28 protein-coding genes and 1 pseudogene are annotated in these 26,205 nt (G+C 73.3%); 13 read left to right on the forward strand and 16 right to left on the reverse strand.

The genetic code is table 11. From position 1 onward, the window contains the following. The first annotated feature begins 126 nt into the window (after positions 1 to 126). Positions 127 to 609: a hypothetical protein gene (locus ACIRNI_RS28175; protein ID WP_403555595.1), complete on the forward strand. Its 483-nt coding sequence runs from the start codon at positions 127 to 129 to the stop codon at positions 607 to 609. Between the two features lie 52 nt (positions 610 to 661). Here the strand turns inward: ACIRNI_RS28175 and ACIRNI_RS28180 are convergent, their stop codons facing one another. Next, entirely contained in the window at positions 662 to 1,552 is an 891-nt protein-coding gene (locus tag ACIRNI_RS28180; RefSeq protein ID WP_403555597.1) for a ribonuclease BN, read from the reverse strand. A 128-nt stretch (positions 1,553 to 1,680) separates the two neighbouring features. Between ACIRNI_RS28180 and ACIRNI_RS28185 the strand changes: the two genes are divergently transcribed. Continuing rightward, complete coding sequence (locus tag ACIRNI_RS28185) at positions 1,681 to 2,682, forward strand: DUF3048 domain-containing protein (protein WP_403555599.1); 1,002 nt, start codon at positions 1,681 to 1,683, stop codon at positions 2,680 to 2,682. Here the strand turns inward: ACIRNI_RS28185 and ACIRNI_RS28190 are convergent. The 3 genes from ACIRNI_RS28190 to ACIRNI_RS28200 form a co-directional block, all read right to left on the reverse strand. Then, a complete protein-coding gene (locus ACIRNI_RS28190) occupies positions 2,669 to 3,121 on the reverse strand; it encodes a DUF4383 domain-containing protein (protein ID WP_403555601.1) in 453 nt (150 codons plus the stop codon). The two genes, ACIRNI_RS28185 and ACIRNI_RS28190, sit on opposite strands and share 14 nt — an antisense overlap. Positions 3,122 to 3,205: 84 nt before the next feature. Next, positions 3,206 to 4,297 carry a YihY/virulence factor BrkB family protein gene (locus tag ACIRNI_RS28195; RefSeq protein ID WP_403555603.1) on the reverse strand — a complete coding sequence of 364 codons (1,092 nt, stop codon included), beginning with the start codon at positions 4,295 to 4,297 and terminating at the stop codon, positions 3,206 to 3,208. 30 nt (positions 4,298 to 4,327) lie between these two features. After that, positions 4,328 to 4,627 (reverse strand): hypothetical protein, encoded by a 300-nt coding sequence (locus ACIRNI_RS28200; RefSeq protein ID WP_403555604.1) that lies wholly within the window; start codon positions 4,625 to 4,627, stop codon positions 4,328 to 4,330. Between the two features lie 138 nt (positions 4,628 to 4,765). Between ACIRNI_RS28200 and ACIRNI_RS28205 the strand changes: the two genes are divergently transcribed. From ACIRNI_RS28205 to ACIRNI_RS28220, 4 genes are all read left to right on the forward strand, one after another. Beyond that, positions 4,766 to 5,713 (forward strand): GNAT family N-acetyltransferase, encoded by a 948-nt coding sequence (locus tag ACIRNI_RS28205; RefSeq protein WP_403555606.1) that lies wholly within the window; start codon positions 4,766 to 4,768, stop codon positions 5,711 to 5,713. Positions 5,714 to 5,835: 122 nt separating this feature from the next. Beyond that, positions 5,836 to 6,027, forward strand: a complete 192-nt coding sequence (locus ACIRNI_RS28210; protein WP_355357798.1) for a hypothetical protein — start codon at positions 5,836 to 5,838, stop codon at positions 6,025 to 6,027. A 124-nt stretch (positions 6,028 to 6,151) separates the two neighbouring features. After that, the gene (locus ACIRNI_RS28215) at positions 6,152 to 7,132 is read left to right on the forward strand and encodes a TIGR03557 family F420-dependent LLM class oxidoreductase (RefSeq protein WP_355357801.1); all 981 of its coding nucleotides are present in this window, start codon (positions 6,152 to 6,154) and stop codon (positions 7,130 to 7,132) included. 163 nt (positions 7,133 to 7,295) lie between these two features. Beyond that, positions 7,296 to 7,736, forward strand: coding sequence for a DUF2267 domain-containing protein (locus ACIRNI_RS28220; protein WP_403555609.1), 441 nt, complete (start codon positions 7,296 to 7,298; stop codon positions 7,734 to 7,736). 28 nt (positions 7,737 to 7,764) lie between these two features. Here the strand turns inward: ACIRNI_RS28220 and ACIRNI_RS28225 are convergent, their stop codons facing one another. The 3 genes from ACIRNI_RS28225 to ACIRNI_RS28235 form a co-directional block, all read right to left on the reverse strand. Then, positions 7,765 to 9,063 carry a phytase gene (locus ACIRNI_RS28225; RefSeq protein WP_403555756.1) on the reverse strand — a complete coding sequence of 433 codons (1,299 nt, stop codon included), beginning with the start codon at positions 9,061 to 9,063 and terminating at the stop codon, positions 7,765 to 7,767. Between the two features lie 134 nt (positions 9,064 to 9,197). After that, entirely contained in the window at positions 9,198 to 9,398 is a 201-nt protein-coding gene (locus ACIRNI_RS28230) for a hypothetical protein (protein ID WP_403555611.1), read from the reverse strand. 95 nt (positions 9,399 to 9,493) lie between these two features. Further along, positions 9,494 to 10,756: an MFS transporter gene (locus ACIRNI_RS28235; RefSeq protein WP_403555612.1), complete on the reverse strand. Its 1,263-nt coding sequence runs from the start codon at positions 10,754 to 10,756 to the stop codon at positions 9,494 to 9,496. A gap of 132 nt (positions 10,757 to 10,888) precedes the next feature. Here ACIRNI_RS28235 and ACIRNI_RS28240 point away from each other — a divergent pair, with 132 nt between their 5' ends. The 3 genes from ACIRNI_RS28240 (at position 10,889) to ACIRNI_RS28250 (ending at position 15,799) form a co-directional block, all read left to right on the forward strand. Beyond that, on the forward strand, positions 10,889 to 11,992 hold the full coding sequence (locus tag ACIRNI_RS28240; protein ID WP_403555614.1) for a MerR family transcriptional regulator: 1,104 nt from the start codon (positions 10,889 to 10,891) through the stop codon (positions 11,990 to 11,992). After that, positions 11,989 to 12,624, forward strand: coding sequence for a hypothetical protein (locus ACIRNI_RS28245; protein WP_403555616.1), 636 nt, complete (start codon positions 11,989 to 11,991; stop codon positions 12,622 to 12,624). Before ACIRNI_RS28240 ends, ACIRNI_RS28245 begins: the two co-directional genes overlap by 4 nt. 88 nt (positions 12,625 to 12,712) lie before the next feature. Continuing rightward, entirely contained in the window at positions 12,713 to 15,799 is a 3,087-nt protein-coding gene (locus tag ACIRNI_RS28250; protein WP_403555618.1) for a tetratricopeptide repeat protein, read from the forward strand. Here the strand turns inward: ACIRNI_RS28250 and ACIRNI_RS28255 are convergent. Then, positions 15,783 to 16,835 (reverse strand): glucose 1-dehydrogenase, encoded by a 1,053-nt coding sequence (locus ACIRNI_RS28255; protein WP_403555620.1) that lies wholly within the window; start codon positions 16,833 to 16,835, stop codon positions 15,783 to 15,785. The two genes, ACIRNI_RS28250 and ACIRNI_RS28255, sit on opposite strands and share 17 nt — an antisense overlap. Positions 16,836 to 17,061: 226 nt before the next feature. Beyond that, entirely contained in the window at positions 17,062 to 17,961 is a 900-nt protein-coding gene (locus tag ACIRNI_RS28260; RefSeq protein WP_403555622.1) for an SGNH/GDSL hydrolase family protein, read from the reverse strand. Positions 17,962 to 18,281: 320 nt separating this feature from the next. Between ACIRNI_RS28260 and ACIRNI_RS28265 the strand changes: the two genes are divergently transcribed. Further along, a complete protein-coding gene (locus ACIRNI_RS28265) occupies positions 18,282 to 18,656 on the forward strand; it encodes a hypothetical protein (RefSeq protein ID WP_403555624.1) in 375 nt (124 codons plus the stop codon). A gap of 130 nt (positions 18,657 to 18,786) precedes the next feature. Further along, positions 18,787 to 19,713 (forward strand): aminoglycoside phosphotransferase family protein, encoded by a 927-nt coding sequence (locus ACIRNI_RS28270; RefSeq protein ID WP_403555626.1) that lies wholly within the window; start codon positions 18,787 to 18,789, stop codon positions 19,711 to 19,713. A 59-nt stretch (positions 19,714 to 19,772) separates the two neighbouring features. On the opposite strand, the gene ACIRNI_RS28275 is transcribed toward ACIRNI_RS28270, so the two are convergent. The 3 genes from ACIRNI_RS28275 to ACIRNI_RS28285 all read right to left on the reverse strand — a co-directional run bounded on the left by ACIRNI_RS28275 (position 19,773) and on the right by ACIRNI_RS28285 (position 21,218). Then, positions 19,773 to 20,468 carry an SMI1/KNR4 family protein gene (locus ACIRNI_RS28275; protein WP_403555628.1) on the reverse strand — a complete coding sequence of 232 codons (696 nt, stop codon included), beginning with the start codon at positions 20,466 to 20,468 and terminating at the stop codon, positions 19,773 to 19,775. Between the two features lie 133 nt (positions 20,469 to 20,601). Then, entirely contained in the window at positions 20,602 to 20,724 is a 123-nt protein-coding gene (locus ACIRNI_RS28280) for a hypothetical protein (RefSeq protein WP_403555629.1), read from the reverse strand. Next, a complete protein-coding gene (locus ACIRNI_RS28285; protein ID WP_403555631.1) occupies positions 20,721 to 21,218 on the reverse strand; it encodes an NUDIX hydrolase in 498 nt (165 codons plus the stop codon). The genes ACIRNI_RS28280 and ACIRNI_RS28285 overlap by 4 nt, the downstream gene beginning before the upstream one ends. A gap of 221 nt (positions 21,219 to 21,439) precedes the next feature. On the opposite strand from ACIRNI_RS28285, the gene ACIRNI_RS28290 reads away from it, so the two are divergent. Beyond that, complete coding sequence (locus tag ACIRNI_RS28290) at positions 21,440 to 22,108, forward strand: isochorismatase family protein (RefSeq protein WP_403555633.1); 669 nt, start codon at positions 21,440 to 21,442, stop codon at positions 22,106 to 22,108. Here ACIRNI_RS28290 and ACIRNI_RS28295 read toward each other — a convergent pair. The 3 genes from ACIRNI_RS28295 to ACIRNI_RS28305 all read right to left on the reverse strand — a co-directional run bounded on the left by ACIRNI_RS28295 (position 22,105) and on the right by ACIRNI_RS28305 (position 25,309). Beyond that, entirely contained in the window at positions 22,105 to 23,730 is a 1,626-nt protein-coding gene (locus tag ACIRNI_RS28295) for an alpha/beta fold hydrolase (protein WP_403555635.1), read from the reverse strand. The two genes, ACIRNI_RS28290 and ACIRNI_RS28295, sit on opposite strands and share 4 nt — an antisense overlap. A 161-nt stretch (positions 23,731 to 23,891) precedes the next feature. Further along, on the reverse strand, positions 23,892 to 24,116 hold the full coding sequence (locus ACIRNI_RS28300; RefSeq protein WP_403555637.1) for a ferredoxin: 225 nt from the start codon (positions 24,114 to 24,116) through the stop codon (positions 23,892 to 23,894). Then, entirely contained in the window at positions 24,113 to 25,309 is a 1,197-nt protein-coding gene (locus ACIRNI_RS28305) for a cytochrome P450 (protein ID WP_403555639.1), read from the reverse strand. The genes ACIRNI_RS28300 and ACIRNI_RS28305 overlap by 4 nt, the downstream gene beginning before the upstream one ends. A 190-nt stretch (positions 25,310 to 25,499) precedes the next feature. Here ACIRNI_RS28305 and ACIRNI_RS28310 point away from each other — a divergent pair. Then, positions 25,500 to 25,824, forward strand: a pseudogene (locus ACIRNI_RS28310) (GNAT family N-acetyltransferase); the annotation flags it as partial. On the opposite strand, the gene ACIRNI_RS28315 reads toward ACIRNI_RS28310, so the two are convergent. Then, entirely contained in the window at positions 25,799 to 26,203 is a 405-nt protein-coding gene (locus ACIRNI_RS28315; protein ID WP_355357864.1) for a hypothetical protein, read from the reverse strand. The pseudogene ACIRNI_RS28310 and the gene ACIRNI_RS28315 sit on opposite strands and share 26 nt — an antisense overlap. Positions 26,204 to 26,205: the final 2 nt, after the last annotated feature.

Raw genomic sequence — 26,205 nt, forward strand, 5'->3', positions numbered from 1 at the left:
CACCCGCTCGGGCTCCACGCGTCCCTTCACCGGGCGCGGGCAGACGCGGCCCCCGCGGAACCACTTGGTGTGTACCTGACGCTAAAGTGCGGTGGTTCGCTCAGACGTTCGGTGAAGGGGTGGGGTATGAGCACGCAGCTGAGGGAGAGAGCCGGGGAGTTGGCCGCGGTGCTGTGGCGCGAGCACACCGTCTACCGGGACCGCGCCGGGGGAGTGGTCATCCGAGGCGAACACGTCGAGCGCTGGATCAGCCTCGCCCCCGCCGGCGGCCGCGACGAGGTCCTGCTGCGCGCCGGCCGCATCCTGGACGGCGGCACCACCGCCCCGGCGCGCTCCGAGGTGATCATGCCGCTCTCCGCCTCCACGGCGGAGCTCGCCGCGGCCTGCCGCCGCCTGCTCGCCGACACCGCCGCCGACGCCGCGCCCCGGACCGCCCACCCGGCGGACGGCCGCCGCCCCGGCCGCGACCGCAAGCCCGCCAGGCGGCAGCGCAAGCACGAGCGCCGGCAGCAGCGCCGGCAGCGGCACACGAGCCTGCGCTCGTGGATGGTTCTGGCCTGTGTGGCGGCCGTCGTCGCGTACTACCTCTCCAGCGTCGGGCTGATCTGACCGCCGACGGAGCACACCACCGGCCCGTGGCGGCTCCACGGCAAGACACCCCCTAGGGCCGCCGCCGCGCCCGGACGCGGTCCCGCCACCGCCGCGCGATCCGCTCCAGGTGCCAGCGCTCCTCGTACAGCAGACGCCCCACCAGCGAGCCGCCGAAGACCACGAAGCCGACCCCCACGAGCCAGGACTGCACGACCAGCATGGTGCCGACGGGGCCGTACGCGACCGTGTTCGAGGCGATCAGCGGGGAGAACACCAGCCGCGAGAAGCCCCGCAGGCCGGCCAGGCCGATCACGGTCGCGACCGCGCCGGGCAGCAGGGCCCTCCAGGGCAGTCGCCCGCCCAGCAGCAGCCGCTGCGACCACCAGAAGAACAGCACCCCGGTCACCACGGCCACCGTGGCCCGCCAGGTGAGCTCGCCCGCGTCCGCCGGCCGCGTGGCCACGTGAGCGGACAGCAGCAGGTAGCCGATGAGGACGGCGAGCCACACACAGTGCCGCCACATGGTGTGCCAGCGCGCCGCGGGCAGCTCCCACACCTTCTCGTACCCCGTCTGCACGACACCGCCGAAGGTCATCCCGAACACCGCCAGCGCCGCGATACCGAAGCCGGTCGTCGACTCCAGCGCCCGCCCCGGCGTCGCGAACAGCCGCCGCACCTCCATGTCCGCCGGGGTCGACACGCCGAGCCCGTCCGAGATCCAGTCCGCGAAGCCCTGCCCGTTCGCCGGGTCGGCCGCCGCCACCACGATGAGCAGCGGCACCAGGGTCAGCAGCCCGATCGCCGCGAACCCCATGGACCGGTGCATCAGCTCCAGCTCGTTGCCCCGCCGCCACCCGCGCCCGGCGGCCGAGCCGTGGAAGGCGCCGTACAGCCGGCCGAGCCGGTCCAGCCGGCCGGCCCACCACCGCCGGCCCTCGGCACCGGAAGACTTCTCGGGCATGGGAGTCGCATACCCCGGCGGCGCCCGCCGCTACGGCCGGTCGCGCAGGAGGCCCCGAATGGACGCCTCCGCACAGCTCTGTCCCGGCGCCCGTTTTCGTGGTGCACTGATGGCAAGGAGCTGGGCCGATGGGTACGAAGCGCAAGCCGGGACCAGCAGCGGCAGGGGTCGCCGTGGCGGTGTGCGCCGCCGTGACCGCCGGGCTGTACGGCTGCTCCTCCTCGGACCGGTCCGAGCCGCGCGGGGCCTCCCCGAAGCCCCCCGCCTCCACCCCGGCCGACGTCTCGCCCTTCACCGGCCTCCCGGCCCGCTCCGGCACGCCGGTCCTCGCCGTCAAGATCGACAACGTGCGCCCGGCGCGCCCGCACACCGGACTCGGCGCCGCGGACATCGTCTACGTCGAGCAGGTCGAGGCCGGCCAGAGCCGCATCCTCGCCGTCTTCTCCTCCCGGCAGCCGCCCACGGTGGGGCCGGTGCGCAGCGTCCGCGAGTCGGACATGGAGCTGCTGCGGCAGTTCGGCCGACCGGCGCTGGCGTACTCCGGCGCGCAGTCGAAGCTCCAGCCCCTCATCGACGCCGCGCCCCTCTTCCCGCTCGCCCCGTCGGACGCGCCGGGCGCCTACCTCCGCGGCGGCGACCGCCCGGCGCCGCACAACCTCTACCTGCGCCCCGACCGGGCCCTGGCCGCCGCGCCGCAGGCCGACAAGGCGCGCGACATCGGCTTCCGCTTCGGCGCCGCTCCGGAGGGCGGCCGCCAGGTCAACGAGCACACGGTTCGCTACCCGGCGGCGCGCTACACCTTCACCTGGTCGGAGAGCGGCAAGCGGTGGCAGGTGGCCATGGACGGAACGCCCGCCCGGACCACGGACGGCGGCCGGATGGGCGCCCCCACCGTCGTGGTGCAGGACGTCGAGGTGCGCCCCTCGAAGTTCCGGGACCGGTCGGGGAGCGTCTCTCCGTACACCGAGACCGTCGGCTCGGGCGACGCACTCGTCCTGCGCGACGGGCGGGCCCACGACGCGCGGTGGAACCGGCCGGCGCCCGAGAGCGGCACCACCTTCACCACACCCGCCGGGCAGCCGCTGAACTTCGCGCCCGGTCAGGTGTGGATCGTGCTCACCGCCCGCTGACCCGGGCGCGACGGCGGGTCAGCACCACGCCCAGCAGGACCATCAGGGCCCCCAGGGCGAAGTGCAGCCAGTTGTCGGCCGTGTTGACGGGCACGAAGTTGGCGCCGCTGTCGTGGTCGATGAAGAGCCCGTACAGCCACAGCGCCAGGTAGACGACCCCGCCGCCGACGAGGAACGCCCGGGCGCCGGACACGGACCTGGACATGGCGAGGCCCGCGATGCCGAACAGCAGGTGCACGAGGTTGTGCAGGATCGACACCTGGAAGACGCCCAGCAGCTTGGCCTCGGAGTGGTGCTCCGCGAACTCCATCGAGCCGTAGTCGGTGGTGATGCCCGGGATGAAGCCCAGCACCGCCACCAGCAGGAAGACCAGCCCCACCAGGAGTGCGGCTTGCTGGACGGGGCTGCGGGGAGCGGTCGTACGCGGTGAGCTGGTCATGACGGGAAGCCTCCTCGTCGGGGCTGTGCCTCCGGGCCCCACCGCGGGGCCCGCGGCGCCCGGGTACCCCTCCTCGCCGCCCGCTCACTCCATGCGGCGGCGGTCCTCATCGGTCCACTTGCTGGTGTCGCGCGGCTCCACGTACGGCTCCTCGTCCTCCGGGTGGCCGCCGTCGATGGCGCGCTGCCGGGCCAGCTCCGCGTCGAACTCCAGGCCGAGCAGGACTGCCAGGTTCGTGATCCACAGCCAGATCAGGAAGATGATCACACCAGCGAGGGTGCCGTAGGTCTTGTTGTACGAGCCGAAGTTCGCCACGTACAGGGCGAATCCGCCGGAGGCGAGCAGCCAGATCAGCAGGGCGAGCAGGCTGCCCGGGGTGATCCAGCGGAAGCCGCGGCCCCGGGCGTTGGGCGCGGCCCAGTACAGGATCGCGATCATGATGGTGACGAGCAGGACCAGGACCGGCCACTTCGCGATGGACCACACGGTCATGGCGGTGTCGCCGAGGCCCAGCGCCGTACCCGCCTGCCGGGCGAGCGTGCCGGTGAAGACCACGATCAGCGCGCTGACCAGCGCCAGGACCATCAGCGTGACGGTGAGCGCCAGCCGCAGCGGCATGACCTTCCATACCGGGCGGCCCTCGGGCATGTCGTACACCGCGTTCGACGCGCGGATGAACGCCGCGATGTAACCGGAGGCCGACCACACCGCGGCCAGCAGACCGACCACGGCCATGACCGAGCCGACCCCCGCCGAGCCCTGCAACTGCTGCACCGCGTTGGTGATGACGTCCCGCGCCGCGCCGGGCGCGAACTTCTGGAGGTTGTCCAGCACCGACTGGGTGACCGACTCGCCCGCGAGGCCCAGCAGCGAGACGAGGACCAGCAGGGCCGGGAAGAGCGAGAGCACCCCGTAGTACGTCAGGGCCGCGGCCCGGTCGGCGAGCTCGTCGTCCTTGAACTCCGCGAACGTCCGCCGCAGCACGGCCCACCAGGACCGTTTCGGCATGTCGGTGGGCTCGTCGGGGGCCCGGTCCTGGACCTCGGGGTCGGGTCCGGGGCGGTCGTCGCGGTGAGTGTCCCGGTGAACGCCGCGGTGGCCGCCGTCGTCATGGCCGGGGCCGGTGACGGGGGGCTCCGGCTCGTTCCTGTGCTGCCGTTTCGTCATCCGTGCCATGGGTTGGCGGGTAACCGCGCGGACGGTGGTTCAACCCTCCGGGGGCCGGTCCGGCTCATCCCGGGTGCCGCCGGTGCCGCCGGTCCCGCTGGTTCCGCCGGTCTCCAGGGGCTCCAGAGTGGCGGCCACGTACTCGGCCTCCCGTTCCGCCTCGGACATGTCGGGGACGAGGAAGCCGTCCCCCTGTCGCTCGGGCGACCGGCCGCCCCCGGTGAGGCGCTCCCGCCACTGCTCGGCGAGCTGCTGCTGCCGCTCCGCGGATTCCCGCTGGACGCGCGCCCGGCTGGCGGAGGTGAGGGCCGTCAGGAAGTCACGGAGAACGTCTCTCATGGTGCCAGTGTTCTCCCGTTCGACACCTGCGACACCTGCGACACCCGCGACACCTGCGACACCCGCGACTCCCGAACAGCGACGGTTCGCGTGTAAAACGGTTTGCGGGCCGTGACACCGGACACCGACAGTGATCGGATGCACGAAGCACCCCAACCGACCGTCCGGGCCGCCCGGCCGGATGACGCGCCGCTGATATGCGAGCTGCTCAACGCCGTCGACACGATCGAGACCGGCGCGCCCGACACCGAGCTCCACAGCGTCGAGGCCGACCTCGCCCACCCCGACGTGGACCTCGCCGAGGACTCGTGGCTCGCCTTCGAGGACAGCCGGCTCGTCGCCTACGCGCTCGTACTGCCCGCTTCCAGGGCCGAGCGCGTGAACATCGACCACTACGTCCTGCCCGCGCACCAGGCCGCCGGCGAACGGCTGCTGAAGCTGGCCGAGGAGAGGGCCCGCGCCCGGGCGGCCGGCAGCGGCGCGGACCGGGCGGTCGTCCACCTCCACCTGAACCACGAGCCGACCACCGACACCGCCCTCCTCGACGCCCGGGGCTGGCGGCGGGTGCGGCGCTACCACGTCATGAGCCGGGCGATATCGCCGCAGGGCGACCCGGTACCCGAGCCGCCCGCGGGCGTGACGCTGCGCGACTGCACCGACGAGGCCGACCGCCGCCGCGCCCACGCACTCGTCGAGGAGACGTTCGCGGGGCACTTCGACCACCGGAGCCGTACGTACGAGCAGTGGCTCCACGACATGGACGCCGCCCAGTGCGACTGGTCGCTCGTCTGGATCGCCGCCCTGGAGGGCGCCGGCGACGCCGCCGTGCTCGTCAGCCGCAACGACCGCGAATCCATGGCCTGGGTGAGCAACCTCGGCGTCCGCGAGGACGTACGCGGCCGGGGCATCGGCGGCCACCTCCTGCGGCACGCCTTCGGCGCGTACGCGGCCCTGGGCCGCGAGACGCTCGGCCTGGGCGTGGACACCCTCAACGAGACGGGCGCCCTGCGGCTCTACGAGGCCCATGGGATGCGGAGGGAGTACGCCGTCGACACCTGGGAGGTGACGCTTCCCGTGACGGCCTGAGCCCGAGGCGCCCGCGCGACCCCCACGACGGATCATGGGCCCGTACACTCGTGCCCTGCTTACCCCAGCGGCGGGGCGAGCGACCGAGCGACCAACACGCTTTGACGGAAAGGTATTTCGACATGGACTCCGCTGTGCTGGGCGATGCCCCGATCTACGACAGGCTGATAGCGGAAAGAGGGGACGTCCCCACCGACGTCCGCCGCGTCGCCGAGGAGACCCTCACGCAGGTGGGTCGCGCGATGGACTTCAGCGGGCTGGGGCGGCAGGCGTACACGCCCCGCATGCCCTTCCCGCCCGCCCCGACGGGCTGACGGGGCCGACGGGCCGACCGGCGGCGTACGGAGGTCCCGGCGGGCTGCACACGGTGCGGACCGCCCTCACCCGTTCGCCCCCCGTCCTGTTACGGCCGTGCCCGGCGGGGTACCCCTCAGCCCCATGGAGATCGGTTACAAGCTCGCGGCAGAAGCCTTCGGACCCGGTGAACTGGTCAGGCAAGCGGTCCTGGCGGAGGAGGCGGGATTCGACTTCGTCGAGATCAGCGACCACTTCCACCCCTGGCTGGACAACCAGGGGCACTCGCCCTTCGCCTGGACGGTGCTGGGCGCCATCGCGGCCCGGACCAGCCGGATCGGGCTGGCGACCGGTGTCACGTGCCCGACCGTGCGCTACCACCCCGCGATCATCGCGCAGGCGGCCGCGACCCTCGCCGTCCTGTCGGACGGCCGGTTCGTCCTCGGCGTCGGCTCCGGCGAGCGGCTCAACGAGCACGTCGTCGGCACCGGCTTCCCCGACGCCGTCAGCACCCGCCACGAGATGCTCCGCGAGGCCCTGGAGATCATCCGCCTGCTGTGGCGCGGCGGCTACCGCTCGTACGAGGGCAAGCACCTGCGTCTCGCCGACGCCCGCGTCTTCGACCTGCCCGCCGAGCCGCCCCTCATCGCCGTCGCCGCGAGCGGCGCGGCCTCCACCCGGATCGCCGCCGAGCTCGGGGACGGCCTCTTCGCCACCGAGCCCAAGCCGGACATCGTCCGCCAGTACCGCGAGGCGGGCGGCGGCGGCCCCCGGTACGCGGAGGTCCCCATGGCGTGGGCGCCGGACGAGCACACCGCGGCACGCGCCGCGCTGGAGACGTCCCGGTGGGCGGTGACGGGATGGAAGGTGATGAGCGAGCTCCCCAACCCCGTCAACTTCGACGCCGCCACGACGACCGTGCGCGAGGAGGACATCCTCGGCCAGTTCGCCTGCGGAACCGACCCGGAGCGCTACGTGGAAGTGGCGCAGGGCTTCGTCGACGCGGGCTTCGACCGCCTGGTCATGCAGAACGCGGGCCCCGACCCGGACGGCTTCATCGACTTCTACCGCAGCGAGCTGGACCTGCGGATGCGTCAGCTGAAGGCCAACGGGGAGGCCGCCTGAGCACGGCGGTGCGGGGTCGGAACCCGGGCGCGCCGGGTCGGAATCCAGGTGTGCGGGGTCGACACTGAGTCGAGGGTTGTCAACTTTCTCATGGGCGAGCTATATAAAAAGCCGTAGGGCATCCCACGCAGTGAGGAAGACGAGAAAGGCGACTCGCACACCCATGCTCACCACCGTCCCGGCCCCGCGATCCAACGCGCCCCTGTCGTACGACGACCTGGTCGACCACGTGAAGCGCAACGGCCTGTACGCCACACGAGCGCAGGCGGACGCCATCACGCGCAGCGTGCTGGCGGAGCTCGGGCGGCAGGTGACCGGCGACGAACGGGTGGAACTCGCGCAACGGCTCCCCGCCGAAGCGGCCCGCGCGTTCGCCTCCCAGGTCCCCGCGCCCCAGGCGGTGTCCGGATTCGGCTTCGTCCAGCAGATCGCCGCCCGCACCGGCGCGGGCCTGGGCGCCGCCCGCTGGGACACCGGCTCGGTCCTCCGGGCCGTCGCCCGCCTCGCCGGTCCGGACCTCCTCGGCCGCCTGCTCGCCCAACTTCCCGACGGCTACGCCCTGTTGTTCGGCCAGGCCCAGCTGACCCGCCCCCGGGCCGCCTGACGGCGGGGGAGGGGGCAGGTCACGCCGGTCAGTCGTCGACGGCGTCCAGTACGTCGCCGAGGTCCACGAACTTGAAGCCGGTGGCCGCGCGGTCCCCGTCGGCCGGGGTGTCGTGCCCGTCCTGGACGACGAGCAGCCCGCGCGGGTACCGGGTGCCCAGCGGGGCGTTGAGCACGGCGGCGCCGTCGCACTCCTCGGAGCCGTCCAGGGCGGCGGACGCGGCCGTGACGCGGAAGCCGCCCTCGTACTCGTTGGCGTCCGCCACCTCGCGGTCGTAGAGGGCGAAGGTGTCGTCGCCCTGGCTGGAGGCGAGGAGGTGGCCGTCGCCGTCCGGCTCGGTGAGCAGGGTCAGCCCCTCGACATCGGCCGACAGGCGTGAGCCGCCGAAGCCGGGGTCGGCCCCCGCCACGCACTCGTCGCTCTGCTCGTCGTACACCGCCGGCACTCCGTACTCGCGTACGCGGTCGACAAGTTGGGGCGTCGAGGTGAGGTCCGCGCGCAGGCGCCAGATGCCGACGTCCTCCTGGCCGGCGTACAGCACGCCGTTGGCCGGGTCGACCACCATGCCCTCGACCTGCGGCAGTTCGCCCGGCTCGGCGCACGGCGACCAGGACGACCCGTTCGGAAGCCGGAAGGCGGAGGGCAGGTCCAGCGAGCGCACCTTGCGGTAGCCCACCGTGCCGTCGGCGCCGGCGGTCAGCTCCAGCAGCGCGATGCTCGTGCGCTCGCGGCGGCTGACCAGGGCATACGAGCGGCCGGTCGCCCGGTCGCTCCAGGTGGCCAGGCCGTACGCGGTCCGCTGCTCCTCGATCTCGCTCTCGTCGGCGGAGAAGACGGGCGCGGCGGCGGGGTCGGTGATGTCGACGAGCGGGCCGCCGGGCGCGCCGGGCCGGATGCGGTAGAAGCGCAGCCGGTCGTTGCCGCGGTCCGTGGTGACGGCGATGTCGGCGCGCCCGGCGGGCAGCCGCAGACCGTGGACGAGGTCGACGTTGTTGAACCGGCCGCCGGGCGGTGTCGCGAGGGACTGCACGGGGCGGGCGTCGAGGTCGTAGACCCGCAGGCCGCCTTCCTTGGCCGTACCGATGACCAGGCTGCGCCCGGGGTCGGCCGAGTTGCGCCAGATGGCGGGGTCGTCCGCGTCGGCGTTGCCACCCGCTTCGTCGTCGTGGAGCGTGGGCGTCTCGGCCCGGGGGACGACGAGCGGCAGCGACGCCTCGGCGCCGTCACCGCTCGCCCGTGCCGGCGGTGCGGTGGTGGCGAGCGCCGAGAACGCGGCGAGCGCCGCGACCGATGCGATGACGACCGGGTGGGGACGGCGGACCCTGATCACGCATGAACTCCTTCACGACCGAGGACATCACGACTTCGCCCTGGAGCATGGTCCGCTCCCGCGTCGCCGGAACGTCTCCCTTCCGTGAAGGAGGTGTACATGACGTGAACGCGACGGATTCGGCCGAGGCTTCACGCGTCCGGCGCGTCGTCCTCTGCCGGCGTCTCCCCGCCGTCGAGGCTCGTGGTGGCCGACTCCAGGGGGCCGAGCAGGTCCGGGGTGCTCAACCCGCCGCCCCCGGGAGCGGCTTGGGCGGCGGGGGCGGGGCTGAGGGCGGCGACCGCCGCTCCGACGGCGAGGGACGCGACGGCGAGCATGCTGCGCTTCTTCATGCCCGGTTCAACCGCCGAACCCGGTCCGGCGTCACGACCCGGGCCGCCTCCGTGCGGATGTGCGAATGTACGGATGTGCTGGGGGTGTCGCGGCCTCACGGCGCCGGGTCGCGCGCGTCGTACCGCGCGAAACCGCGCCAGCGCAGCGCCAGCAGCCCCACCGCCACCACGCAGGCGACACCGCCTCCCGTCACCGCGAGCGCCGGCGTGGTCAGGTCGGCGACCGACCCCGCGACGAAGTCGCCCAGCCGGGGCCCGCCCGCGACGACCACGAGGAACACGCCCTGCAGCCGCCCGCGCATGTCGTCGGGGACCGCCGCCTGGAGCATGGTGTTGCGGAAGACCATGCTGACCGTGTCCGAGAACCCGGCGAGCGCCAGGAAGAGCACGCCCAGCCACAGCTCGCGCGTCAGCCCGAAGACCGCGACGGCGGTCCCCCACGCGGCCACCGCGATCAGTACCGCGAGCCCGTGGCGCCGGATCCGGCCCTGCCACCCCGAGAACACCCCGCCCAGGAGCGCCCCGAAGGCCGGCGCGGCCACGAGCAGCCCGGTGGTGCGCGCGTCACCGCCGTACCAGAGGACGGCGACGGCCGGCAGCAGGGCCCGGGGGTGGGCGAGGATCATCGCGCAGAGGTCCGAGAAGAACGTCATCCGCAGATTGGGCCGGGTGCCGAGGAAACGGAGCCCGTCCAGGACGGATGCCCGCCCGGTGCCGCCTTCGCCGCCCTTGCGGTCGGGGAGCATGGCGGGCAGTCGCCACATCGCGTACAGGGCCGCGCCGAAGGTGACGGTGTCGATCAGGTAGGCGGCCTCGTACCCCCACAGGCCGACGATGAACCCGCCGAGCATGGGGCCGACGAGCGTGCCGGACGTCATCGTCATGGAGCTGAGCGCGTTGGCGGCCGGCAGCTGCTCGGGCGGCAGCAGCCTCGGGATCATGGAGCTGCGGGCGGGCCCGTTGAGCGCCTGGCAGACCGCCTGCAGCGCGACGATCCCGTACAGGAACCCGACGTGGTGGAACCCCGCGAACGTGGCCGCGGTGAGCGCCGCGGACAGCACGGCCGAGCCGGTGGCGCTGCCGAGCCCCAGCTTGCGCCGGTCCACGGTGTCGGCGGCGGCGCCCCCGTACAGGCCGAAGAACAGCAGCGGCACGAGGGAGAACAGGCCGACCAGGCCGACCGAGAAGGTGGAGCCGGTGAGGTCGTACACCTGGAGCGAGATCGCCAGGGTCGTCATGCCCTGGCCGACCCAGGAGACGGTGTTGCCGAACCACAGACGCCGGAAGTGGGCCGAGGACCGCAGGGGGGTGAGGTCGGCCAGGATCCGGCGGCGTGCGGCGGTGGGTGTCGCGGTCACGACCGGTCCGCCGCGCGGCCGGGCAGGCGGTCGTGAGCGAATTCATGTGCGTGGTGCGTGCATCTGCGTATCGGCATGGGCAGCAGCATAGGGTTTGACCTTCAAGCCGCTTGAACGCCCACACTCGCAGGCATGGACGACAGGAACGACAACGACGGCAACGACGGCCTGCTGAGCATCGGCGCCTTCGCGCGCAGGGTGGGCCTGGCACCGAGCGCTCTGCGGTTCTACGACGACTGCGGCGTGCTGCGGCCGGCCCGGGTCGACGAGGTGACGGGTTACCGCTCTTACGCCCCCGGCCAGGAGCCCCGCGCCGCGCTGCTGCGGCGCCTGCGGGAGGCCGGGGTGCCGCTCACCGACGCCTCGCTGGTCCTCGACGGCCCCCCGGAGGAGGCGCGCGCGGTGCTCGAGGCGCACGCCCGGAAGGCGCGGGAGGCGGCCGACGCGGCCCGGTCGGTGATCGGGGAGATCGGGGCGGTCCTCGGCGGCCCGGCGGACGGCGCCGGGGCCACCCGGGCCCGGATCGGGGGAGCGGAACTGGCCAGCGCGGTACGGCAGGTGGCGCCCGCCGTCGCCGGCGCGGCCCTGCGCGAGGAGTTCCCCGCCCTCGGCTGCGTCCTCGTCGAACTCGACGGCCAGGAGGTGCGGCTGGTGGCCACGGACCGCTACCGGCTGGCGGTCCGGACGCTGCGGCCGCTCGTGGCCGAGGGCGGGCCCCGCCGGCTCCTCGTCGACGCCCGCGAGATGAGGGACCTCGCCTCCTGGGCCGTACGCCGGACCGAGATCGTGATCGAGGCCGGCGGCGGGGGCGACGCGCGCCTCGCGAGCGGCGGCCACACCCGGACCGTGACGCCCGTCGGCGCGACCTTCCCCGACTACCGCCTGGTCCTGGACGCGCTGCCCGCCCCCCGGACGCGGATCATCGCCGACCGGACCGCCCTGCGTGCGGAACTCGCCACGGCCGGGGCGAGCGGCACGGTCACCCTGCACACCGACGGCCGGCGCCTCCTGCTCTCCCGCCCCGGTGCCGCGCCCGTGACCCAGCGGGCCCTGCGCACCGGGGAGCCGCTGCGCGTCTCCTTCGACCCCGAGGTGCTCCTCGCGGCGCTCGACGCCGGGGTCGGCCCCGACGTGCTCCTCGAGGTCTCCTCACCCGCGGAGCCGGTCGTGGTCCGCTCCGCCGACCAGGGAAGCTTCACCGCCCTCGTGATGCCCGTCGGGGAGGAGTCGGCGTGAACCCCGAGAACCCCGTCGTCCAGCTGTGCGCCCAGGGCATGCAGGCCGAGGCCGAGGGCCGGGAGACCGACGCCCACGCCCTGTTCCGGCGCGCGTGGGAGAGCGCCGCCGACGACTACGAAGCCTGCGTCGCCGCCCACTACCTGGCCCGGCACCAGCCGACGCCCGAGGAGACGCTGCACTGGAACCAGGAGTGCCTCGACCGCGCCGACCGGGTGGCCGACGACCGCGTGAAGGGCTTCCACGCCTCCCTCCACCTGAACATGGCCAAAGCCCACCAGGACCTCCACCACCCCGACCAGGCCCGCGCCCACTACGAGCGCGCCGCCGCACACCTCGACGACCTGCCGCCCGGACCGTACGTCGACGCGATCCGCTTCGCGGTCGCCGACGGTCTGCGCACCACCGCCACCCCCGCCGAGGGCCCCCTGACGGACCTGATCTCCCGCTGGTGCGCCCGTGGCGACCTCAGGGCCCTGGCCCTGGTCCTCCCGCCCTACCTCGGCGACCTCGGCACGGACGAGGACCGGACGCGCCTGACCACGGCGCTGCACATGGTCCACGCCGGCCGCCTGCTGCCGCGCGACGAGCAACGGGCCCTGGGGCGAGTGCTGGCCTCCCCGGCGGCGTGAGGCGACCGGCCGAGATTGCTTGACGCTCCGTCAGGCAGTCGCCTGATAAGGGCTGTTGGCGGGCGAGGATCCGGCGAACGCCTGCGCCGTGGCCGCGGCTGCCCGTACCGTCTCCATCGGGGCGGGAGCACGGGCGGACGCGGGGGTGCGGATGGAGCCGGTGACGGGGGCCGCAGGCGAGCGCGGCGGCGCCGGGGAGGCGGGCCGGGGCGCGGAGTTCGGCGGCGCGCGGCCGGGCGGCGGAAGCGTGGTGAACCGGATCGGCGGGGGCACCTACCTGAACACGGTGATCCAGGCGCACACCGTCACCGCACACCTGCCACCGCCCCTCACCCCCGCCATGTCGGCACTCCCGCCCGTCACCCCCGCCTTCACCGGCCGGGACGCGCTCCTGGCGGAACTGGTCGCCCTGCTGGAACCGCCACCCGCCCCGGGCGCCGGCACGGTAAGCGGGGCCACAGCGGTACTGACAGGGCTGGCCGGCGTCGGCAAGACCGAGCTCGCCCTCCAAGCGGCCCACCGCGCGCTGAGCCGGCCGGACTGGTTCCCCGGCGGCGTCCTCTTCCTGGACCTCTTCGGCTACGACGACGAACGCCGCCTGACCCCGGCGCACGCCCTCGACGTGCTGCTGCGCGCGCTGGCGGTGCCGGCGCAGCACATCCCGCCCGACGTGCAGAGCCGCACCCTGCTCTACCGCACCCTCCTCCAGGGGTACGCCGACGAGGGCAGGCGCGTCCTCGTCGTCCTCGACAACGCGTCCACCGGCGAGGACGTGCGGCCACTGCTGCCCGCCGACGCCACCACCGCCGTTCTCGTCACCTCCCGCCACACGCTCGCCCTCCACCTCGGTGAACGCCTCTTCGACCTGAACGTGCTCGAAGCCGACGACTCCGTCGCGCTCCTGCGCCGGCTGCTGCGCCGGTCCCGGCCCGGAGACACCAGGGTGGACCGCGAACCGGAGCAGGCCGCCCGCATCGCCGAGCTGTGCGGCGGGCTGCCGCTGGCCCTCCAGATCGCCGCGGCCCGGCTGGCCGACGCGCCGGCCCGCCCCCTGGTGTCCCTGGCCGGGGCGCTGGGCGACGCGCACCGCCGCCTCGACGGGCTGCACCGCGAGGACCGGGCCGTACGAGCCGCCTTCGACCTGTCGTACCGCGTGCTCACCGGGCGGCAGGCACGGCTGTTCCGGCTGCTGGCCCTCAACCCGGGGCCCGACCTGGCGACGGAGGCGGCGGCCCGCCTCACCGGCGAGGACCCGCACGACGTCGAGGGCGTACTGGAGGAACTGGCCCGCGCTCACCTCGTCGGCCACGCCACCGCCTACGGACGGTGGCGGATGCACGACCTGGTCCGCCTGTACGCGGACCACCACGGCCGTGCCGAGGCCCGCCCCGACGGGCGGGAGGAGGCCCGCGACCGACTGCTCCGGCACTATCTCGACACCGCGGACGCGGCCGACGCGCTCCTGGGCAGGGCAGGGGAGACCCGCACGGACCGCCGCACGGACCGCACGGACCACGCGGACCACACGGACCGCTTCGCCGACGCGGCGGCGGCGGTCGCATGGCTCGACTCCGAGCGGGCCAATCTCATCGCCGCGGTGACGACGGCCCACACCGAGAACCGCCCGGACATCAGCGTCAACCTCGCCTTGACGCTCGGCCGGTATCTCAGCCATCGGCACCTCGTCGACGACTGGCTCACGATCAGCACCACCGCACTCGGCCTCTGCCACCTGGCCGCCCCCGGCAGTCTCGTCGAGGCGCGGGCGCTGCTCGATCACGGGACCGCGCTGACCCTGGCCCGGCGGTTCGACGAGGCGACGGCCGCGCTCACGCTGTCCCTGCGCGTCACGACGGAGGCCGACCACCGACCCGGCCAGGCACAGGCGTGGTTGAGCCTCGGCAACGTCCGGCTCAAAACCCGGCGCTTCCAGGAGGCCATCGCCTGCTACACCCGGGCCGCCGAGCTCTGCCGCGCGCTGGGCGACCGGCACGGCCGGGCCGGCGCGCTCGGCAACCTCGCCGCCGCCTTGCTCGACGTACGGCGGTTCGACGAGGCGATCGCCGTCATCAGCACGGTCGTGGACCTTCGAGGGCAGGACGCGGACCGCGACGACAGGGCCGACGCCCTGACGCTGCTGGGGGAGGCGTTTTCCGGGAAGCGGAAGTACGACCGGGCCATCGAGGTGTTCACCGAGGCGGCGCGGCTGTACGCGCTGGAGGCCGACGACCGCGGCGAGGCCGTCGCCCTCGCGCAGCTCGGCAACACCCTGATGAGACAGTGGCGCATCGACGAGGCCATCACCGCCCATACACGCGCGGCCGACCTCCTCCACGCGCTGGGCGACCGCCATGCCGAAGCCCTGGCACGCAACAGTCTCGGCCTGTGCTTCCTGCGCAAACGGCGGCTGCGCGAGGCCGTGCGCGCCCACACCCAGGCCGCCGAAGCCTTCCGCGACACCCGCGACCGGCACGGCGAGGGCCTCGCGCTCACCAACCTGGGCATGGCGCTGGTGCAGCTGGACCAGGCGGAACAGGCCGTGCACGAGCACACCCGGGCCGCCCGGCTCCTCCACGACAGCGACGACGACCTCAACGAGGGCGTGGCGCTCAACAACCTGGGGTGTGCCCTGCGGCGAGTGGGCCGGTTCGCGGACGCCATCGACGCACACCACCAGGCCATCCGGCTCTTCCGCCGGACCGGCGACCCGGGCTCCGAAGGCGACGCCCTCAACAACATCGGCCTCGCCCGGGGCGAGAGCGGAGACCTCGCGCAGGCCGTGACCGCCCACCGGGACGCCGCCGCCCTCTACCGGCACACGCACGACCGGCACGGCGAGGGACGAGCCTCCTCCAACGCCGCCATCGCGTACATCAGGATGGAGCGCTTCCACGAGGCGGTCGAGGCAGGCCGCGAAGCGGCCCGCGTCTTCGAGGAGATGGGCGACCCCCACGCCGCGGCGGGGGCGTACACGAACCTGGGCACGGCACTGATCGAGCTGCGGCGCTACGACGAGGCCGCCGACGCCTGCCGCCGGGCCCTGCGGCTGTTCCGCGACACGGACGATCCGGCGAGCGAGAACGCGGCGATGCACAACCTGCTGCGCGCGACGCGGGTGAAGGACGGGAACGCGAAGAGGGCCGGGGAAGGCCGGGGGTTCAGCCCGTCAGGGTGATGACGACCTTGATGTCGTCGTCCTGCGCCGCGAACGCCTCCTCGGCACGCTCCAGCGGCACCCTCCGGGTGATCATGCGCTCCAGCCAGCCCCGGTCCGCCTTGGCGAGCGCGTCCGCGGCGTGGCGGTAGTGGCGCAGGTTGGCGTTGACGGATCCCACGACCGCGTCGTTCTCCAGCACCAGCTCCCGGTTGATGGTGCCCGCGTCGACGGACAGCTGCCGCCCTTTGGGGGACACGCCCGTCAGGCACACGATGCCGTACGTGGCGGTCCCGGCCATCGCGTCGAAGACCAGGTGCCCGGCCCCGGTCGCCTCGATCACCACGTCGGGGCGCACGGAGGACGCCACCCGGTCGATGTCCTCACTGTGGTACGTCGCCCCCAGGGCGGCCACCAGGTCGGGCTTCGGCCCGTCGGTCACCCGGTCGAGGACGTGCACGTCCAGTCCGCGCTGTACGCCTAGGAGCGCGGCCAGCAGGCCGATCGGCCCGGCCCCCGTCACCAGCGCGCGCCGCGGCTCGAACCAGGCCCGTCCGCCGACCCGCTCCACCTGCTCCCACGCCTTGGCGACCACGGTGGTGGGCTCCAGCAGCACGCCGACCTCCTCCAGGCCAGGGTCGACCCGGACCGCGTAGTCGCCCTCCACGGTCCAGCATTCGCTGCCGTACCCGTGGCGTTCCTTGATGCCGCGCTCGGTGTAGCGGCCGTTGCGGCACATGTCGAACTCGCCGTGCGCGCAGGCACCGCACGGCTCCGGGTCCGGACGGCGCACCACGCCCACCACCAGGTCCCCCGCCTCGAACCCGCTGCCCGGCGGGGCCTCGCGCACCCGCCCCAGCGACTCGTGCCCGAGGATCAGCCGCTCCTCGCCCGGCGGGGCCCAGCCGTACTCGCCGGCCAGGATCTCCTTGTCCGTGCCGCAGACCCCGACCGCCAGGCCCTCGACCAGCAGCTCGCCACGGCCCGGGACCGGCTCGGGGACGTCCCGTACCTCCAGGGACCGGGCGGAAGACGGGCGGATGGTGACAGCGCGCATCGGCTTCTCCCTGGGTTTGCGCGGACTCGGAGCACAGCGGCCGGGCGCACGCGGCCGCTGTACGTCGCCTGCCTGTCGCGGGTACCCGGCCAAGGCGGGCCAAACGGCTCCAGCGAAACGGACCCGGCGGCTCGCGGGAAAGCTTCCGCCGGCTCGGCGCGAGTGCGCGAGCCGGCGGAAGCCGGAGGCCTGGGGAGGTCAGTCGACGGTGGTCAGCCGATCGTGGTCAGTCGAGGGTGGCGAGGACCGCGTCGGCCATGGCCCGCTCCCCGGCGGCGTTGGGGTGGAACGGAGCGGCGGCGTTCGTGCTGAGCGGCTCCACCCAGCGGGTGCCGACCGGCTTGCACGCGTCGTGGCCTATGGACGTGGTGTACGTGTCGACGTAGTCCGCGCCGTGCGCGGCGGCCTGCGTGGCGATCATGCTGTTGAGGCGCTTGTGGGTGTCGCGCAGCCACGGGGCGTCGCCCTTGGCGATGGAGACCACCGACGGGCAGTTGGTGCCGTCGTCCGGCAGGATCGCGGGGTAGCCCGTGACCAGGATTCTCGCCTGAGGGGCGCGCTGGCGGATGCCCTCGATGGCGGCGGCGATCTTGGGGGCGGTGGCGTTGATCGTCTGGGCCAGCCGGTCGGTGCCGGTCCAGGTGTAGCTGGTCTTGCACGGGGAGCCCGACATATTGAACAGGCCGAGGCTCACGCAGCGGACGATGATGTTGGCGAAGCCGATGTCGTTGCCGCCCACGGTGAGGGTGACCAGGTCGGTGTCGGCGCTGAGCGCGTCCAACTGCGGTGGCACGGAGGCGTGCTGGCTTGACGTCAGGTGCACGGTGGTGGCGCCTCCGCAGGTGACGTCCTTGTGGGCGGCGGGTGCCAGCGCGGCGTTCACCAGCGCGGGATAGTTGCGGCTGGAGCGCGTGCAGGTGGAGTCGGTCTGGTCCGGTACGCCGGCTGCCGAGGCGTAGGAATCACCCAGGGCGACATAGCGGTTGACCGCGGCCTCGTCGGCGAGTGCGGGGCCCGCACCGGCTCCGAGGGTGGTCGCGAGGGCGGCCGCGGTGGCGGTGAGGGCGAGGAGGGCCCGCGTACGGGTACGGGGGCGGGGGTGGCGGCTCGACGGAACTGATCGCATGACGGTGCCTCTCAAATGGGGGTGGAGCGCCTGCCGTTGGCGGTCGGGACAGGTGGGCAAGGCGCACGGCGTCATGGAGGCGAGGCGGGCCCGTCCGCCTGCCCGATGACACCGCGAGGGCACTGCGCGCGCAGTTACTGATCAGTTGTACTGGCACGTAATATGCGGTCGGCGTGACGGTCCGTCAAGGGATCTCGCAAGAAGTCGTTCAAGCGGATACTTGTTGGGCTGAGCCCCTGTCACCGCCGCCCTTCGATGAGGCAACTCGAACATCGGCAAGCGGCCCCACCCCGCGGCCGTCAGCTCCTACCGTGACGGGTATGAGCACCGACGACATCAATCCCGATGACGAGTGGCCCCTGCCTCCCGCCTGGATGTTCGACTGCGCGGACTGTGTCCGCATCTACGGAGCGATGAAACGCACCCTGGCGGAGATCGACATCCTCAGCCTCACCGTCGAACCCGGCGTGGACTACGACCCCTTCGACAGCGGCCCGGGATCACAGATCCGCCTCGCACACCATCTGGCGACCTCCCACCGCGAGCTGCTGCCCGACTGGCTCGGTGGATGCGCGCGCTGCGCCGACCATCGGAGATGGCTGACCAGGAAGGACGCGACCGGTTACGAACTGGTCGCCGCAGAGCACCGGGCCGCGCATCTGTTCATCCCGCCGAGCAGAGTGGGCCTCTTCTGAAGGCGGCGGGGCGGCAAATGAGTTGACCGGCGCCGTGCTCCTGCGTTCCAGTGGTGCCGCGGTCGGCCCCCAGCCGGGCAGCCCGGCCCGACCGTCACGGCCCCGCCTGTCACCACCCCTGGAGGAACCCATGCGCGCCGCGAAGATGCACGCGGACGAGCCGGACATCGATGCGGCTCTCGTACGCCGACTGATCGCCGCTCGGTTCCCGCAGTGGGCGGGGCTGCCCGTGGCCCCGGTCGACTCCGCGGGCACGTCCAACGCCATGTACCGGCTCGGCGAGGACATGGTCGTACGGCTGCCCCGCACGGCGGGGGCGGCCGGTGATGTGGCCGGAGAGCACACGTGGCTGCCACGGCTGGCCCCGGCGCTCCCCGTGCCGATTCCCGTGCCGCTAGGCACGGGGCGGGCCGCCGAGGGCTATCCGTGGCCGTGGTCCGTCTACCGGTGGCTCGACGGCACGAACCCGGCCATCGGGCGCATCGCCGAACCGGACGCGTTCGCGCGCGATCTCGCCGAGTTCGCCGCCGCGCTGCACGGCCTCGACACCGCCGGCGGGCCTGCCTCGTACCGCAGTGAACCCCTGTCGAGACGGGACACCGAGACCCGCGCCGCGCTCGCGCAGCTGCGCGGGACCCTCGGTACCGACGCGGCGGCCCGCGCGGCCGTGGTCTGGGACACGGCTCTGCGCGCCCCCGCCTGGCCCGGTCCGCCCGTCTGGATCCACGCCGACCTCCAGCCGGGCAATCTGCTGACCGCCCACGGCCGGCTCAGCGCCGTCATCGACTTCGGCTGCCTGGGCCTGGGGGATCCCGCCGTCGACCTGATCGCCGCCTGGTACGTCCTGCCGGCCGAGGCACGCGGCACGTTCCGGGACGCGCTGGAGGCCGACGACGCCTCCTGGTCGCGCGGCCGCGGCTGGGCCCTGTCGATCGCGCTCCTCGAACTGCGGTACTACCGCGACACGAACCCGGCCATGGCGAGGATCGCCCGACACGTCATCGACGAAGTCCTCGCCGAACAGGAGTACGCCGGCGAACCGGCACGGCCCCGGTGAGGCGGGGGCACCGGGGCACCGGGACACGGCGGCCGGCTCCGCCGCCGCCCCGGCGCTCCTCACCCCTCCAGCCAGTCTCCCGGCACCACCTCCCGCAACCGCTCCAGCGCCGCCTCCGTACGCGCCCGGGCGTACACGCAGAAACCCTCGAACTCCCGTATCAGGACGTCCTCGCCCAAGAACCAGCGCATCCCGCGCCCCACGGGCGGCAGTTCCCGGAACAGCCGCTCCACCGCCGCGATCTCCCGGTCCTCGATCTCCAGGTAGTCGCAGAACCCGCCGTCGAACAGGACCACTTCCGACATGACCATCTCGACGCAGGCCGCGGTCAGGCTCGACTCCCAGGGCTCCCAGCGCTCCTGCGACGCGTCCGCCAGATCGGTACGCATCACGGTGCCGGGCTCGTCACGGTCGAGCTCCTCCAGGGCGACGCCCCAGAAGGCGCAGCCCTGGTTCTCCACCCGGTAGACGAGCGCGCCGTCGGCGACGTACAGCTCCTCCGGCGCCAGCAGGGTGTCGTGATTGCCGGTGAGGTCGCCCCGACGCCCGAAAATCAGGTACGCCTCGCGAAGCGCCGCCGGCAGGCGCAGGCCCAGTCGCCGCTCGGCCGCCTCCACCTCCGCCGGGCTGCAGCCGTCGCCGGGGCGCAACGGCTGCTGCCAGTACGCGGCGAAGCCGGCGATGAACCGCCAGGCCTCCGCGCGGTCGTGGAGCGCCCGGGTCAGCCCGGCGTGGATGTCGAAGGTCTCAGCCATGCCCGCACCCTACGGCCGCGCACTGACATCGCCCCATGGATGTCCTGGTGCCGTCGGCGTTGACGGCCACGGTGTGGGTCGGCTCGAGGAACAGGGGGATGTCCGAGCCGGAGTCCCGTACGCGACGCAGGAGTCACGGTCGAGGCCGAGCGCCGTACGGATGCGGCAGGCACCCCAGACGGCGGGCGATCTCCAGGCCGGCGGTGGTGCCGCGCAGCAGGGTGCCGTCCATGTCGAAGACGTACAGGCGGCTCATCCCCCTGCCCACGGGCCGTCCGGCCCGTCCTGCGCGGCTGCCGGATACACGGCCCAGCCGTCCGGGGCGGGCCGGTGCAGCCAGGCGGCGAGCAGCGCCGCGCTCGGCGGGAACAGCGGCGCGGGCAGGTCCTCGGGCCGCGCCCAGAGCCATCGGTCGAGGACCTCCGGCTCGAGGACGGAGGCGACGGCGTCCTCGGCCGCGACCCGTGCCAGCACGCCCGCCGTCATGTGGGTGCGGTCGCCGGCGGTGTGCAGGGCCACGGCGAACACCCGCGCGCCGCCCGCCCCGGTGATGCCGCTTTCCTCGGCGGTCTCCCGGAGGGCGGCCTGCTCGAAGGTCTCCCCGGCCTCCACGTGTCCTCCGGGCAGACACCAGGAGGCGGGCTCCCCCTGCTTGACCCGGTGTCCGATCAGCACGGCGCCGTCGGGCCGCAGCAGTACGGCCCCGACCCCGACGACCGGCCGGGGCCCGCGCGCGGACGAGCTCGTCACCGCCGAGGGTCCGCTCCGGTGAACCTCACCCGGACCGCCTCCGCCCGTGCGCACTGTGCCCCCATCACTTCTCCGTTCTGTCACCACGAACGCATCATCGCACCGCCGTTCGGTCGGCCGGGAACCGACGGATGGACCCCTCACCGCATGGGGAGCAACCAGAGCGGCGGCGGACGGCCGGAACCCACCGCCCCGACCAGCACCGAGGGGAGAGCAACGCCGTGACGGGAAACGAACCGCTCCTGCACGCTTGGCACATCGAGGACCGGGACTACCGGCGTCAGGAGGAGCGCCGTGGCCGCCGATTCGCGTACGAGACCCTGGACCCCGCCCGCACCGCTGTGGTGGTGGTCGACATGGTCCCGTTCTTCGTCGGCGCCAACCCGTACTGCCGCGGCATCGTGCCGAACATCCGGCACCTGGCCGACCACCTGCGCGCGGCCGGCGGAACAGTGGCCTGGGTACTCCCCGGACGCACCGATCGCACCCCTGTCGGCGACGAGTTCCACGGCCCCGAGGCAGCCGAGATGTTCCGCGCCTGCGGCGGCAGCGGGCCGCTCGCCACACGCCTGTGGCCCGGCTTCAGCATCGCCGCCGACGACATCCTGGTGGAGAAGACGGCACCCAGCGCCTTCTTCCCCGGCCGCTGCCCCCTGCACGAACTGCTTCGGCAACGGTCGATCGACACTGTGCTGATCACCGGCACGGTCACCAACGTGTGCTGCGAATCCTCGGTCCGCGACGCCTGGACGCTCGGATACCGGGTCATCATGGTGGCCGATGCCTGCGCCACCGGCCGAGACGAGGACCACAACGCCACCCTCCGCACCGTCTATCGCTCCTTCGGCGACGTGCGGCCGACAGCGGACGTCCTCGCGCTGATCGGCTAACGGCCCCCGCCTGCCGCAGGCACGGCCCGCAGCGGCAGCGTCACGCGGGGCGAGCTCAGGGACATGCGGGCGCCCGGAGGGTTGTGCTGCCGGTAGACGGGGTCCGTGGTGTCGACCACCAGACTGATCCGGTTGCCGGCGGGGACGTCGTACGCCGTCGCCCCCATCTCCAACTCCACGGTGAACGGCACCCCGGGGACGCGATCACGGAACGTGTAAGGCACGTGGCTGATCAGCCGCCCGATACCGAGGGGTTCCACCTCGTAGAGGTAGGCGAACAGCGTGCCCCGGGGAGCGCCGGGTGTGACGGTCAGGGTCAGGGACGGCGTGCCGCGCACCGGCAGGGTGCGGGGACGGCCGGGGAGCAGGTCCCACACGGCCCCGCCCGCGGCCGGAACGAGCGGCATGACGACCGGCTGCGGCAGGCCGTGCTTGTCCAGCGTGGGGGACAGGCCGGGCAGCCCCGCGTCCGCGCCGGTGAGTACGCCCGCGCGGACGGTGGCGGTACGCGGCACCAGCGGCCGCAGCTCCGGCGTCCGACCGGTCATCGCCCGCCAGCCGGTGTAGCGCTCGTCGCCGTGTCCGAGGCGCGGCCGTACGAGCAGCGGCAGAGGCTCGCGGGCCCCGTCCTGCTGGTCCCGGACGTAGGTGTCGAGCCACCGTTGCGCACGCCGGCACGGTTCGAGCCGCAGGTTCAGGCCGCAGTGCAGCAGCGGCTCGACATGGTCACCCGGCCGCAGCTCCAGGTGTTTCGGGCCCTTGAGCGACGTGAAGAACCGGGCCATCTGGGCGGGAGGGGCCACGAGCATGTCGCCCCAGTTGTGCACCAGGAAGACCGCGGGCCGGCGGGCGTTGAGCGCCTTCAGGTGGTGCCGCGGAGACCGCACCTCCGCCCACGCCCGCATCCGCGCTGTGATGGTCCCGGTGAGCGCAGCCCGCGAGTACGCCGCCAGCTCGGGCGACGGACGTCCGAGCAGGTGGGCGGAGCCCGCGAGGATGGCGACCTTGGCCCGTTCCTCCGTCGTACGCCCGAGCAGGGCCTCGCCGAGGTCGGCCCAGCCACCGATCGCGGCGACCGCGTCGATGCGCGGATCGGCGGCGGCACCCAGGAGGCCGAGCCCGGCTCCGTAGGAGTAGCCGAGGACGCCGATGCGTTCCGGGTCGGCCACCCGGCCGCGTACGGCCCAGTCGATGACGGCCGACAGGTCACGGACGTCGCCGGGCCCTCCGGTGTCGATGGTGCCGGTGGACGAACCCCACCCCCGCGGGGAGTACGCGACCACCAGATATCCGGCGTCGGCGTAGTGGCGGGCCTCGAGGAGGTAGGGCAGCCGGCCGGCCATCCACGTCCCGGGCATCACCAGCAGCGGCGGCCGCGTTCCCCGGGGGCGCACGGCGCGAGCCGGGGCGTACACCCGCACGTCGAGGGTCACCCCCGGCTCGGTCGCGATGCGCTGCGCGAGCGGCAGTGCGTCGACCACCCGGGCGGTGGCCCGCGGGACCGTGGGCGGTGACGCGGACCAGGTCAGCCCGAGGGCGACGGCTACGGCCACGGCCGCCGCCCAGCGGTGACGGCGTCGGCGGTGGCGCGGGGAGCCTGCGGGATGCGGAGGCAGGGGCATGGGGTGGCATCCGTGATCAGTGCACGCGCGCGGGTGCGCGCGTGTCGGCCGGCGTGGTGTTGTGCTGGTGAACGCCCCCCCCTGCCGATGGTCACCGCCTAGAGCCTGTCTTTCGGATCAGGCCAGACCCCGCGAGCCCGGCAAGATCCGGAAGACAGGCCCTAGGAGCCGCCGGCTTCCGGCTCGTGAACCGTGAGCGCCCTGGAGGGGCACACACCGGCGGCCATCCGCGCCGCCGCGAGTGGGCCCGCGGGCGGCTCGGCGTCCAGCAGCAGTACGAGGCCGTCTTCCGAATCCTGGTCGAAGACCTCCGGAGCGGTCAGCACGCACATCCCCGCGCCGATGCAGCGCTCACGGTCGACGCGGACGTACGCCGTCGTCCTCATGACGCCCCCTCGTCCCAGGTGACCGGAAGGCTCTTCACCCCGTAGATGTCCGCGGTCGCCGGGCGCAGGGCGACCTCTTCGGCCGGTACGGCCAGGCGCAGCGTCGGGAAGCGGTCGACCAGCGCGCGGAACGCGACCCGCATCTCGACGCGGGCCAACTGCTGCCCGAGGCACTGGTGGATGCCGTGGCCGAAGGCCACATGCCCGCCGTACGGCCGGTGGAGGTCGAGCACATGGGGATCGGCGAAGCGTGCGGGGTCGCGGTTGGCGGTGTGGAACGACAGGACGACCGTCGTGCCGGCCTCGATGGTGTGGCCGCCCAGCTCGACGTCCACCAGCGCCGTCCTCATGAACGTCTGGGCGACGCTCAGATACCGCAGCAGCTCCTCCACGGCCCCGTCGGTGAGCGCGGGGTCGGCGCGCAGCGCGGCCAGTTGCTCCGGGTTGCGCAGCAGCGCGAACGTGCCGAGGGACAGCATGTTCGCGGTCGTGTCGAACCCGGCCGCCAGCAGGATCAGGCTGATGCCCTTCAGCTCCTCGTCGGTCAGATCGCTGTCGGTGAGTTCGCTGAGCACGTCGTCGGTGGGGTGCGCGCGCTTGGCGGCCACCAGCTCCGCCAGGTACTCCTGGGTCGCGGTGTAGGCCGCTATCAGCTCCTCGTCGCTCACCTCCCCGCCCATGAACGCGTCGATCTGCTCCTGGAAGGAGCCCCGGTCCTCGTACGGGACCCCCAGCAGCTCGCAGATCACGATGGTGGGGATGGGCTTGGCGAACGCGGTCACCAGGTCCGCCGGCGGCCCGGCCTCCTCCATGGCGTCCAGGCAGTCGGAGGTGATCTGCTCGATGCGCTCGGTGAGCAGGCGCATCCGCCGAACGGTGAACTTGCCCACCAGCGGCTTGCGGTAGCGCCCGTGCCGGGGCTCGTCCATGAGGAGGAACTCGCCGGGCGGCGCCGGAGGAAGCTCGAAGTCCACGACGTTCATGAGCTCCTTGCGCGAGCTGAACCGCGGGTCGGCCAGCACCGACCGGACGAGGTCGTATCCGGTGATGAGCCAGCCGGGCTTGCCGCCGGGGTGGGTGTAGCGGCTGATGGGGCTGTGCCGATGCGCGTCGATCAGCTCCGTCGGCGGGTCGAAGGGGCAGCCGGGGGGACGCGCCGTCGGCAGCGTCGTAACGGTGCGGGAGTCATCCATGGCCATTCCTCAAGTCGCGATATGACGTGTTTGGTGTTGCCTGAAAGCTATGTTGCGTTCAGCAGATCGTCAATCGTGTGGATGTCATAAACGCACGTCAACGCAGGTAAATTGATGCAATGACGTGGAAGATTAATGCAACGATGCGTTGCAATGGAGGGCGGTGAAGGCAATACTCGCGACATGCCAGGGCCGGGGTCGGCTTGTGGGCGAGCGGGATCATGAGCAACTCATGCGCTGGTGTGTGGAGTTCGCCACGGACCTCGGAGAGGACGTCTCACCCCCGCGGCCGCGGCTACGCGGGCGCCGTGACGGCCGAGGTGTGCCGGGCCGCGCCGGCCGCGGGTGCCGAGGAGGTCGTGCTGTTCACGAACGCGGCCGACACCAGCAACGCCCTCTACCAGCGCATCGGATTCGTCCCGATCACGGAGTGGACCGTCTACGACTTTCGCATGAGCCGAACCGGCCGCGGGAGGGGGCTCACGGGGCTCAGAACGACTGGATCATCCGGGTGAGTTCGGCGACGGCCGCCGCCAGGGGCGCCGCCGGCTGGGCGAAGAGCGTGAGCCGTTCGAGAGCCCGCCGTACGACCCCGGGCTCGGGCGCGTCCTCGTCGAGTTCCTCGCGCAGCCTGCGCAGCTCGGCCCGCGGCGACTCCTGGTCCGGCAGGGCGGCCCTGTGCTCGTCCAGCAGGCGCTCGACGAGCAGCAGCAGCGCGTCCACCTGGGCGCGCTGGTCCGTGCCGGGCGGCTGGATGGAGACGCGGCCGGCGACGGCCCGCGCGTGCGGGCCCACCGCCTGGTTGGCGACCTGGCTCTGGCCGCCGTACTGCTGGACACCGAAGTTGAGCACGTGGGACGGCTCGTCGGGGGACTGGGGGGCTTGACCGGACACGT

The sequence above is a fragment of the Streptomyces sp. NPDC093546 genome (assembly GCF_044765045.1).
GTDB lineage: Bacteria > Actinomycetota > Actinomycetes > Streptomycetales > Streptomycetaceae > Streptomyces.